General features: G+C 55.8%; 8 protein-coding genes and 1 pseudogene. 1 reads left to right on the top strand and 8 read right to left on the bottom strand.

What is annotated here, in order from left to right; translation table 11 throughout:
- Positions 1-129: 129 nt before the first annotated feature.
- The gene (locus tag ACTJLC_RS30765; RefSeq protein WP_440846206.1) at positions 130-1,848 is read left to right on the top strand and encodes a hypothetical protein; all 1,719 of its coding nucleotides are present in this window, start codon (positions 130-132) and stop codon (positions 1,846-1,848) included.
- Positions 1,849-2,429: 581 nt separating this feature from the next.
- On the opposite strand, the gene ACTJLC_RS30760 is transcribed toward ACTJLC_RS30765, so the two are convergent.
- The 8 genes and pseudogenes from ACTJLC_RS30760 to ACTJLC_RS30725 all read right to left on the bottom strand — a co-directional run bounded on the left by ACTJLC_RS30760 (position 2,430) and on the right by ACTJLC_RS30725 (position 11,799).
- The gene (locus ACTJLC_RS30760; RefSeq protein WP_440846204.1) at positions 2,430-2,927 is read right to left on the bottom strand and encodes a hypothetical protein; all 498 of its coding nucleotides are present in this window, start codon (positions 2,925-2,927) and stop codon (positions 2,430-2,432) included.
- Positions 2,928-3,016: 89 nt separating this feature from the next.
- Entirely contained in the window at positions 3,017-4,147 is a 1,131-nt protein-coding gene (locus ACTJLC_RS30755; protein WP_440846202.1) for a DUF3800 domain-containing protein, read from the bottom strand.
- Positions 4,148-4,601: 454 nt separating this feature from the next.
- Positions 4,602-5,327: a gamma-mobile-trio protein GmtX gene (gmtX, locus tag ACTJLC_RS30750; RefSeq protein ID WP_440846200.1), complete on the bottom strand. Its 726-nt coding sequence runs from the start codon at positions 5,325-5,327 to the stop codon at positions 4,602-4,604.
- Complete coding sequence (gene gmtZ, locus ACTJLC_RS30745) at positions 5,324-8,380, bottom strand: gamma-mobile-trio integrase GmtZ (RefSeq protein ID WP_440846198.1); 3,057 nt, start codon at positions 8,378-8,380, stop codon at positions 5,324-5,326. Before gmtZ ends, gmtX begins: the two co-directional genes overlap by 4 nt.
- A complete protein-coding gene (gene gmtY / locus ACTJLC_RS30740) occupies positions 8,377-9,759 on the bottom strand; it encodes a gamma-mobile-trio recombinase GmtY (RefSeq protein WP_440846196.1) in 1,383 nt (460 codons plus the stop codon). The genes gmtZ and gmtY overlap by 4 nt, the downstream gene beginning before the upstream one ends.
- Positions 9,760-9,781: 22 nt before the next feature.
- Entirely contained in the window at positions 9,782-10,618 is an 837-nt protein-coding gene (locus ACTJLC_RS30735) for a DNA/RNA non-specific endonuclease (protein ID WP_440846194.1), read from the bottom strand.
- A 145-nt stretch (positions 10,619-10,763) separates the two neighbouring features.
- Positions 10,764-11,102, bottom strand: a pseudogene (locus ACTJLC_RS30730) (DNA/RNA non-specific endonuclease); the annotation flags it as partial.
- A 337-nt stretch (positions 11,103-11,439) separates the two neighbouring features.
- Positions 11,440-11,799: a DUF3564 domain-containing protein gene (locus ACTJLC_RS30725; RefSeq protein WP_073429673.1), complete on the bottom strand. Its 360-nt coding sequence runs from the start codon at positions 11,797-11,799 to the stop codon at positions 11,440-11,442.
- Positions 11,800-12,029 lie beyond the last annotated feature (230 nt).

Genomic DNA, 12,029 nt, shown 5'->3' with positions numbered 1-12,029 from the left:
CGTCGGCATCTGCATCGCCGGCAGAAGGAACCTCACGTGATTCGCAATCTGTTCAAGGAAAAGCATGTTCGTTACGCCGCCTGAGAACATAAGGCAATATTTGATGCACCCATCAGTATTCCGGCGGAAGTGACCCGTCAGGTCGTGACGGCGTTGACGGACGGTCAATCAAGAGAGGCTGGCGAAGCCAACTATCTGGTCGGGTGGAGTCTCGCCGAGGCTCTGGGGAAGAGCGGCGATCCCGCATCGATAATCTGCGACCTGGCGGCACTGACGGGCGAGAGCGACGTCCGGCTGTTCGGTTTCTATGATGGATTAGCCAAGTATCTCTCCGATGCTTCATCGCCGCTCATCGACGCGTTCTTTTCGTTGGCGGACTACATCGCGTCCGATCGATCCAGATTGATACCTGGCAGATTCGATCCAATGTTCTCCGCTGTGGAAGAATCGTGGTCGAAGGAAACGGACCTCGTTGAGGTGTGGCGTGGACGGCAGTGGGACCATTTCCACATGTATTCCGACGAACTTTCGGTGGTGCACGCCCTGAGCGGTCCGCAGCCGGCCGCGTTCCTCGCTGCGTGCGACCGACTGCTGGTGCCTCCACTGACAGAATCGGTGCTGACGTGGCCGGCTATCGCGATGGACTTCGATGTCATTCTCCGGTTACTGGCAGTGGCGCCGACTGTCGAGAATCAGGAAACCCGGTCGTGGAACCGCAGCCTAGTCGCACCCGTGCTGCTTGCGACAGCGTTCCGGCACCTGACGGATCTCGCGGGCACGCCGGCGGACCCGATGGCTGGGGTAGAAGAAGTATCCTCCTTGGCCCGTTGTCTGGCAGAGATATGTCTGAGCCGTCCCGATGGACGCTTCCTTGTTGTTAATTGGTCCCGGCATCTCATCCGGCTTGCTGGCGCCAAAAGCGGCGAGCACTTTGACGGCATATTCTCCGCGACGATTGACGTCATGGCGGAGCACGACGTTGATGCGACGACGATTGGGCAGTTCGCTGATCTGGACGTACCCGAGAAGGAGAATGAAGAGACGACTGTCGATGACGGATGGAATGCGGCAAAAATAAAGTCTAGGCTTGCCCAGAGCTTTGACTATTTCATGATTGCGGTCCTCGTGAACGGTTCCGATGCGAGCCGTCGCAAAGCGGAGCTCAGGCCGGCGTTCCAGCGTCATCTGTGCGCGAAGAATCCAGCTCTATGGGACTATGGACAGGAAAGGCTACCCAACTGGCGGCACTATACGGTTGCGAAGCTGTATCTGCAGGAAAACGACGCGATCGGCGCATGGGACAAGGACTGGGTCATGCTGGCGACGCAGCGCAGAGAAGCCGCGCACTGGTCATACACCAATGACCGCGACGCGGTCCATCCGAGCCTCTTTCTCGCCAACGTGGGAATCGCGCTTCTCGAATGGATCATGGCTGACCGTGGGGAACTACGTAATCTGGCCGCGCCCATGTGGAAGAAGCTCTTCGAATCCGCCTTGCCGTTTGCGACCCACTGGAGTCTCGCGGACGACAAGTGGCGAAGCATTCTCCAAGCGCTATTTGCACGTTACCCAAACGCGTTTCGGGCCGCTGGAGGCGGTGCTGACGACTATGCGCTCTGGCCGTATCTCGATGCGCTCGGAGGAGACGACGCCCTTTTCACGGTTGCGGTCGTTCACGTTCTGCTGAACGGCGTGCATCTCAATTCTCTGACTCACAGGGACGGGTCCGACTCGGGCGTAGTTCCGCGTGTTCAGGCATTCTTCGACTGGGATGTGTCATGCGGTGTACGATCAGTAGGGCCGCAGGTTCTCGGTGCGTGGAAGAATGCGGTGAAGAGCATGAGCTGACCGTGCCAAGCTAGGCGGTCATTCGAGTGCGGGAACGGGTGTCCGCGGTCAAACGTGCTGAACGGCGGCGCTTTTAGGGTCATGAAGTGCCGGCCGCCTTCCGCTGACGACCACCATACGGCGACCAGTGTTGCCGTCGATTCCGGGTAGTCCATGCAATTCCGTGCTTCCGAGTTTAACCTAACCAACCCGCACGCCAGTCCAACTAATTCCGTTTGCCGACGCGGGCCCAAGGCGCATCTCCTTGAAGAAGCGAATTCCTACTGGGTTTGCCTGAGGTTATTTGGTCGCGCTCAGTGCGACCTCGTAAGTTTGGCATCGAGCGCGTATGCTTCGGATAAGACTAAACAGATGTGGGGAAGCTATGCCGCCCGACAAATTGGGACGCTTCATGCGCAGCCAAGAGTTCCTGAATCGCGCAAACGAAGCCATCGCGCGCGCCGTACGTGATTTGCATCTGAAAGGGATTCGAACATCCTATCTGGATCGCAACACCGGTCGAGTCGTTGATGTCGCTCCCGACCGGCCAAAGACAGCAGATTCCTAAGTTTTTCGATCTGCTGGGAATCCGTTTCAGTTGGCTAGAGGCGAAACAGGCGTGCGAACCGTCCTTTCCTCGGCTGCAGCGCGCGCGTCTCCGATACGACCGGGGTCGTATCTGATTCTGCAGTCATGGCGCGCAGAGGGCGTTCACCAGACACCACGAGTTGGAGTGTTTCGGCGGAGTAGTCGAATTTCTTGCCACCTGCGACCCACATGTCAATGGGGGGCCACGCACCAGTCACAAAGTAGTATGCGAGTTTGCGCGGATCGTACCAATGGTCGCTCGCGAATTTTACCAGCTCCCAGTAACGCGTGCTCTCGTAGGGGGTACCAACGTTGTCGGTTCTGCGGCAACGCCACACAGCATCCTCTCCGGCGTTACCTGCGTCGCAGTCAATACGGTACGTGAACGAGCCTGTCCCTGGATCGTATGCGATACGCTCTTTGATGTCCGCGAGGGGACGAATGTTGCGCCGGTCCTTTACCCCTTTGATCTTCGCCGTCGCAGTGACGGTGAACAATTTCTCTCGCATCATGTTGTACTTAACCTGTTCGAAGTGCTGCGATTCTAGATTGTTCGGCTCATTCCGACTCACAAGATACTGACGAATTTGCCTGAAGCGGATCAAATCTTGAAAAGCACTGCCGCATCTATTTCCGCTGCGACGCCTTCCTCCAATTGCAGGCCCAAAACATCCATTATGCGGTCAGCGATATCATCCTTGAAGTTTCGATCGCCCCGAAAATTGAGCCGTCGATTCGCGGCTCCTGCTATTACGTCGGCAAGCTGTATAAGAGCGCTTTCTTTTGACGACACCGCGTTGAAGCGCTCGTCAAGTGTTACTCCGTCGAGATGGGCACGTTCGACCCCTTCTGCTACCGTATTTCGAATCTCTGATAATACGATTCGGTCAATCGATTGTTCCTCGTCCACCGTCACACCAACGTGGCGCGGTACCCCAACCCGCCCGCTCTCGATCTCGTGACGCAGACCACGCACCAGCATCATCTCGTGCAGCCGCTGCACGATTTCTTCAATGGGGCGTCGGGTGTTGCGCTTGGGCATCGCCATCAATTTAAAGCTCAGATACTCCCGGTTCGCAGCCACAATATTCAGGTACTCATCGACAGCGTGCAAATCTCCACGGCCAAACGCGGAAAAGTGCATTTCACGCTTCGCAAATTTCGAACCAGTCTGCCAATCTTTGATGGCCTTAGTCACGTCATAGACGGCACGCCCATTCAATACCCAAACTGAACCAATGATCACGTGCTCCTCGTTCTTGCCAGTCTCGTCCGAGAAGACTTGCAGCGTTTGCCTTGGCGCGTCATCACCTAATACCGCGTCACGCATGTCGTCTTCGCGGCTCTTGCGACGCCGTCGTATCTGGTCTTCGGCTTGAAACAACTCATATTCGTTTTGAATCTTCGCCCGTGCCCGAACAAGAAACGGAACCCGATCGAGTTTAAAAAAATCTGCTGGTTTGATTCCTTCTGGGTTGTACAGTTCGGGCTGGAACGTCTCCCAGTATTTCAGAGATAGCGTGACGTCACTATTGCGAGCAGCGGGATGCAAATTAAGGATATGCGCGACTCGCGTCTGCTGATTTGAAAAATCACCACCGGCAAGTGATGCAATCAAACTCTCTTTCGCTTTAAGCCGAGCGGCGGCTCGTTTGACTTCGAGATCGACGGCGGCTTCTCCCTCTGGCGCGTCGGCAGGTCGATATGCGTTTTCTGCCTTTTGGTCTTCCATTGATGGCCTCTCGTCTTTATTTATACAACGCTATGCATTGCCCGTCTCTGCGTCACTCCAAGAGGCATCCTCTCGTCGTTTTTTTATTGATTGTGCGCTTACTTTCGCGACTTCAGTGTTCGTCTGATGCGTATTGCATGACGCAAAGTGCGCGACAAAACTACGGTGCAGGAGTGATATCCCACACGGGCGGTACCGTTACCGGCGGCGGCCTTGGCCGGCCGCACGCTGCCTTCACAACCGGCGCAACGCGGGCCGCTCTCACACTCCGGCAAATCCAACGATTCCCGTCAAAGTCCGCTGCGTCTAGTTTATTCGGTTCCACGTCTTCTGGCGCGTGATCGGACTTGTTGGCAAGTTCTTGATTTATGAGGACGCCCAGTCCAACAGTTTCCGTTCCCCTGCAGAATGCCCTAGATGCGCTCCGAGCGTGTCCCGTTTGCAATTTTGCATCTTAACGAGGTCGGCTTGAAGCGGAGACGCCATGATTGTCTAGAATCGCCTGAATCGCGGTAGCGAAAGAAGGGGGGAATAGCTTGTCGCCATGATCGTTCTGCACGCTGCCGTCTATGGCCACTTGCAAGCCTTGCTGCGCAAGGCGAGTTTTATCGAGGCCTTTTCGCAGAGCGTTGAGCAGGCGCGGAGATAGCGCTGCGGGGGCGTTTTCATTCGTCAGGCTTGGTCGTTGCGTCTCCGCCGCTACTGGGATCTCTACCTTAGGTAATGCGGTTCCCACCTGAAATGTCTTGAAGGCGGCGTGTAGGTTGTCATTGACCACCTTCAGTCGCTTAGCTTCATCGAGTGCCACCCGGAGGATCGATCGAATACTGGGATCGGTAACCAGTGCTAGGGCCTGCTCCACGTTAGATTTGGTTTTGGCCACGTATCGAGTCGCACCACTGACCGCGTTCGCGTACGCGGTGATAATTTCCCGATAGTGAGCGCCTTGGATATTTCGAAGACTCTGTGTCTTTGGTCCGTCGAGCTTTTCTAGGCGTCGCCCCACTTCAGCAAGAGAGTAGTCCCTGCCGCCCTCGTCCTGAATCGTCTTGAGCACCTCCCATAACTTATCGAGGTTCTCAACTTTGGACGATTTGGTTGCCATGTTTCTGCGCATCTGATAAAGCTGTCGGGCATCTCGCAAAATGTCGACGCTCGTTGAGGCATATTGCTTGGTCATGATTGTTCCAATACATGCGGGGATCTGACCAAGGTCTTGGGCTCGAGGCGCTCTAATTCGCCCATAAAGGCTTTGTCCAGCCCGAGCGCTCGCAGCGTGGTACGGCCGTCGATTAGTGCATGCACTGTGCTTGGGTCCAAACGGGCATACAGAAATCTGGCCATGGCGTTGGCCACATGAAGGGTGGCTTCGTCATCAAGCAACGAAAGGCGCGGTTCATGCCCGGAATTGCGAAGCATTCGGTCAAATAGTCTCGCTCGTTCAAGATTCGGGCGCTGCCAGTTGATATGCAAGCCGTCGAATAGCGTTGCACTTGTGCAGATGCGATTGAGTTGATCGAATTCGTGGCTCTCAGACAGGACGGCTTCCAGTTGTCCGGTGCCCCCCGCCGCAACGAGCGAGAGACCATCGCCAAGGTACTTGGACGCGATGTGAAGACATTGTTCGGTGAGGGCATACGCTGACTGAAGGCTCAAAGCAATGCCGTCCACCTCAGCTGTCGCTGATTCGAAAGCAGTTTCAGCAAGTTCCAAATCTCGCTGCTGATGGAAAGGCCTCTTCTCCCCCAAAGCAGCTGCGTGGACGTCGACCAATGTGTCGAAATTCACTTGAGCTTTCTCGAACGTGAAGGAGGCTTTCTTTAGCCGATATGCCAAATCATTTACATGCGCCTCCAACCCAAAGAGGAAAGCTGGACCGGTCATAAAAAACCGGCAACATGTGCAGTTCGTAGCGCCGCCTGGTACAGCTTGGTAGCGAGTGACGCCGGCGGCGGGGTCTGTGACCGCCAAGCCTTCATGACAGCGTTTGGCCGCGACAGGACAGATTCCGTGGTCCATGACCAGCATCCCCACACCAGTTCCGCTTGCTGTCGCGTCCAGTGCGGAGGGATGCCGAAAGGCAACGGCGTGCTCCAGTTCCTGCCGACTGGCTCGCTTAATGAAGCCAGCCATTTCCGCCTGTGACTTACGTTGACGTTCCAGTAACGCTTCGTCCATACGCAAGCTCAAAGTCTCCGCATTGATCTTTGTGTAGTAGAGGGTCATCAGGACAGTGGCGTGGCCGACGATCTTCATTAAGTATTCCGGCGGAACGCCTTCTTCGTACATGGCGGTAATGATGGAAACCCGCAGGCTATGCAGATCGAAGGTAGCGGATGTGGGCTGCCCCGTATGGTCCCGGGCCAGAATCAACTTAATAGCGTCGCCATTGCTGAGATTTTCGCCCCCCTCCGCTAGGCGATGCTCCATTTCGTCCATTAGCTTCAGCCACAGATTGCGCACGCGCGTATCGGTTATAGGCAGGTCCGGACGAGTCTTGTTGGCTGGGTCACGAAACAGGAAGAAGTTGGACCCCATCTTGGCAAGATCGTCGGCATGCTTGATCTTCTTTAATTCAACGATGTCAGACCACGCGGTAGGTCCTTTTACCGGGTTGTATTTCTCCTGCCAGTTGCGCAGGTCCTTCAGGAGTTTTAACGCGTCCTTCTTCTCCCAAGGCATGAGATAGCCCTTCACAACGCTCTCAATGTCCGCGGTCTTGTTGGTATTGAAATAGAACACTGCGCCGTCAGTGCCATCCCTGCGCTTATACTTTCGGAACACGCCACGTTCAATTGGTTTTCCGGCAACCGATGGTCGATGAACGCCTTGGTTAATTTCCCACAGATCGTCGCATTCGTAGCGAAAGGTATCTCCTTCTCCACTATCGAGCATGCGTACCTGGTAGGTTCGGGCGGGCAACAGGAGTTTGATCAGGATGGCGTACGCCCTCACTGGGCTCCACACCGTGTCGAATTCGCCGGTTTCCGGATTTGGCCATCGGAAAGCATCGTTGATACGCCCAGCTTCTTTGGCCCAAGCGAAGTCGTTCTCCGTCAGAATGTGAGCTGCAAGGCAAATCATTCGAGTCGGCATGGCCTCCCTGTGGGTTTCGCCTTTATTCACGTTCTTGTAACTTGGCTTCGGAAGTGGATTTGCAAAACCCGGCATCAAGATGGGAACTTCATTGTCGTTCGGCTGGGCGCAGACCTTGAAGAGCGCTTCGTTCAGGAATTCGTGGATAACTGCCATGACTTGACGGCCCTTGTTCCCAAGCGTGGCGAACAGCGCCTCCGGCCGTCGTCGGACGTCAAAATACTCGGCCGGATTGCGCGGCAATTCCGGATGATCAAGGTAATGCTTTAGAAAGTTGTTGAGAGAAGACTTCCGTTTTCGGAAGTTTGTTGGATTGGCTTCCAGATGCTCAATGGCTAACCGCGCCCAGCTAGCCATTGCGGGGTCGTTCGAGACCAGCCAAGCGAAATTCTCGTCTCGCGCTAGATGACCCATCTTGGACTTGAAAAAGCCGAAGTCTTCGGGAGCCCAGCTAATGGCTTGCTGATGGTGTTCTTCTCGCAAGACATTCAACACACCTTGAATTCCCGTGGAACGCAGTTTGCCGCGCCGAGTACGGTCCTCTGTAAGATAAAACGTTTTCGGGGTAATGTCGCCAATTTCCATGATGCCGGCCCGCGACAAGATGTGGTCCAAGATGAATCGGAAGTTGGCTGCGTCGTCTGTGCCGCCTCTGTTCAGATACGAGCGAATCCGCGTCAGATAGGACAAGGGTTGTTCGGTGAATCCTGGGTTGGCCAGCATTAGCGCAGGATTGGAAAACGGAACTTGTTCTTTCGCGGGCCAGGCGATGGCGCCGCAAGACCAAAGTTGCAGGAGCAGCACGACCAGCAGTTGCTGGAAAATATGCACTGAACTGGTAGTCAACCGATCGCGATACTGGATAACAAGGATGGCGTGCAACGCCTCGGCTACGTCCTCACGAGACCGGCATTGGGCCAATACCGCTACCGCCGCACGCAGTCGTGGCGGAGGACGCCTTTCGGGAGGGGCCGCCTCGATCTTTCTCAGCCAGCCAGTCGCAATCGTTGCCACGTCTGCGAAACTGATGGCGGGTGATACGAGATACTGGTCAAGTGCGTCGTTTATATATATGGTTCGGCCGGTCAGTTCACTGGTCGCGACGGAATACTGGTCGAGCTGGCAAATCAGAGTCATTCGGCTTCCTTAAATTCAGGCAACGTCGAAATTGACACCTTGTCAATTGCGTCAACCACCCTCGCGAGACCTAGCTGGCGATAGACCTCTTGGCTTTTGGAGTTGAGGTGGTGCATCGCGACTTGCCCTTCCTTGTCGCCTAAGCCGAGTTCATTAAGCCACTGACCGTAACGGTGACGGAGTCCGTGGCTTGACGTACCAGCCCATTTAGCTGGTGTCAGTCCAATACGACGTACGGCGGACCTGAACGAATCGTCAAAGCCCTCTACGCCCAACGGTTGGCCGTGCTTGGTGACGAATGCCCAAGGAACGTGCGGAGTGACGGGCCGAACATACTGAATATACAACCGCCATAGTGTCAGGAAGATCCGTCCGGCATTCCTATCAACCCAGATGACCTGGAAAGCTTTGCGTTCTCGGTGTGTAAGCAGACATCCTTTCCATCCTGCATGCCGACGGCCGGTTTCCCGAGTCAACGGTTTTCGGCCTCCGCAAAAGCGTTGCAAAAAGTCGGCGCGGACGATCTTTCGACGGCTTCCGGTGAATGGGTCAATATATTCGGCCATGCCATCGCTAGGGTCGTGGATCAAGACAAGCGCCATGTCTGGATGGTCCGGATCTACGAATACATCGTCAGCCCACAGGTGGAGGGGCTCCGAGACGCGGCAACCACCGTAGGCACACAGCAGCGTAATGAGGATGTCTCGCAAGTTGTATTTCACCCATGGTCGTGGGTCGCCTTCGTTACCGGGATTGGCAAATCCATTCCATAGCAAATCATTCAGCCGGTCGGCTGGAAAAGCCCTGGCTTCTTGCAGCATCCCATTCCGCGTCCTAGGCAAGCCAGCCTGGCGCACTGCGAAAACACTTTCGGCAACTCGGCGATGACTCTTCGTGTGCGCCAAGAGAGAGCCGCTTTTCTGTTTATTCCATTTGCGCCAGAAGATAAGTTGGTCGGCGGCCGATGCTTGATGATGAATTGGGTTCAGCATCGTGGCGCTATGACGGCGGCTTAACCAGTCGCTCAACTCTAAAAGTGCGTTTATTAACCGTTTCAGATTTTGATGACTGGTCGGCGTCCAGTTCAGCCCGTGGACGTCCAGGCAATCTTGGTATGTGCCAAAGCGTAAGTCATGGACAAATGCCGTGTAGAGCAGGCTACGTTTCGATGTCTCCTCGAACTCATCGGCCCGCACTGAGAGCCATTCGATGAACCGCCCCGCTGCTTGGGCGTAGCTGCGCTCGGAGGAAAGAGAAACGCACTTCTCTCGGAAAAATTCGAGAAGTGGTTCAAACGGCTCCGAGCCAACGAGAAGCAAGATGGTCGGTGTGTCTGCACGGATATTGTCCCGGACGAGAACAGATTCCGTATAAATCATTGGGATGATAAACCCTCGATCTTCAGGAGCGGCCGACCGAACCGGCCACCGGCAGATCGTCCAAAAAGTGCAGGCCGGTGGCGCTCACGAACGTTGCGTAGTCCAAAGGCCGTTCGATCGCAGTTTGAGCATTGGGAAGAACATAAGCCCACGCGCGCCGTGAAGACTCGTCATACACCAGCTTGAACAATCGGGTGGGCACCCACACCTTGTTTTTTCCAATTGTCGAGTAACCCTGATCAAAGAGCGGGCCAGTAAAAACGAAGACGTTTCCTTTCGCTCGTCGGGCAAACTTCCGGATGTCGCCTTCGATTTTGTTCCAGACCTTTCTGTTATTTGTTGGGTCTTGGGGCACCATGTTCGAAAGCGCGAATGACTGAGCCATTGCCTTCTGATTTGGTGCGTCTGCGGCTGGCGCCTGATGCCCTCGGTCCAATGACGGGTGCTGGCCCCGGTAGTCACTCAGTTCCGCGCGACCGCCTTGGGGAATGCGCGGGTCAGGATAGAACTGATTGGTCCTTTCTTCACCCTTGGCATCCTGAAGCTGGGCCGCTGTCAGCCGCTCGACAACCACCAGCGGCGTTTTGCTGGTTTTCGAGTACAGCACCGCAAAATTGTCCGAACACAGCGCCAACGGTTTCATATATGCCGCCACCTGACCAATGTCTAGTGGCTTTCGCGCCGGGAATTGTTCGATACAAGCTTCGAATGAAAGCTGCTTCTGCGGCGACGAATATAGAGCCAGCGCTTCATTCCGCCCTAGGGGGGCAGCGCGGTGCTCTTGACTGTCATGCGGTATAGCGAGCTTTACGAAGTCTCGCAGGCCGCGACTGTCAGTGACCCCGATCGAGAGCAGCAAGCAGGCTGTCAGGCACGCCGCTATTTTTCGCACGGTCATAGCTTCCCAATTTGGATTATTGGGGACCGAGTATAGGGTGTCGAGTATAAATACTCAAATGCAAACTTTGCTATACCGCGTTGAGTATGCTTTTCACCGGATATAACATGTGACCACGATCGAAGCCGCTGCGTTTGTAGTCCGCGAGCGTCGCGCCTTCGCCGTCGGGCAGACGCCTGTCCTCGAAGAATTTGTTGGTGCGCACCATGTCTTTCGCGGCTTCGATGTGGTCGCGCGTCAAAAGCTCGGCGGACCACAGCGGACCGTGCGTGATGCTCGAATGCAGAACCGCGAAATCGCTATAGCAAAGCATGCGCGCTTTCGGCGCCATCTTCTGATTGATCAGAATCGGCCATTGCGCATTCGGTGTGAACTGGGTGCAGGAAGACGCCGCGCTCGCGTGAGCGGCGACGGCGAATAACAGACAGGCAAACCACTTCTTCATGTGTCAGTCAGTCGAGGGGATTGGGGGCGCAAGTATAGCGTCGCGACTCCGAATCGAGCGGCGCTGAACGCGGAAAAAACGCGGGGGGACGCGGTGACGGGAAGGGAAGCGGGCGTGCGGCGCGAACAATCCCTGCGCATGCGCCGCACAAAAAAAACGGGCCGCTTTTCAGCGACCCCAATGCGTGGATTTCCGACTCTACGCACGTCAGCTTAAGTCGAGCTTAAACACGTGGAGAACGGAGCATGACGTATCGCCCGGCGAGCGAATGCGCGCGCTTGCGCGCATTCGTGGACGTGAGCGGGAATTTCGACCGAATGGAAGAAAGCGCCGGATATTAATTTCCGAATACGCTGTGTTCAGCGTGGACCGTTTGACGATCGACCGCTTGCAGGCGCCAGAAGCCGCTGGTTTTTGCGCGCGTCGGCAAGGCAGTCCATGCGGCGGCGCCTTGCGCCGCGCTCACGCGCTGCTTGCGGTCGACGTGCAAGCCGCGCAGCGTGCAGAGCGGCGCATCCGTGCTGGGCGCACAGAGCGTGGTGACGCCGTCTTCATCGTGCAACTCGCCCCACGGGGGCAGATCGATCCCCTGATGCGCTTCTCTCGACCACCGATGTTCGTCGGTATCGAGCCATAGCACAGCGTAATCGTGGTTCACGGTGGGATCGGAACCGTTGATCAGGATGGTCAGTCGCATGGCAGTTCCGTGCAATTACAGAGTGGGGCTTTAAGAGTCTATGTCGCTGCGCGTGTTATGCAAGCCGGGTGTGTGAGCGGCGCACAAAAAAATGCGGACGCCATGAAGCGCACGGCTGTACGATTGCCGCGCCGTCATCGTCGTTCGCGCAGCCGAGCCATGCGGCATCGATTTCTACAACTCGCGGCATGCATGGGATGCCTGACTACGGCAACGTTCTGCGCGCAACG

The organism is Paraburkholderia sp. 22099 (genome assembly GCF_052045835.1).
Lineage (GTDB): Bacteria > Pseudomonadota > Gammaproteobacteria > Burkholderiales > Burkholderiaceae > Paraburkholderia > Paraburkholderia terricola.
Note: the sequence above shows the minus strand (reverse complement) of the source record. Positions and strands in the feature narration are given on the sequence as shown.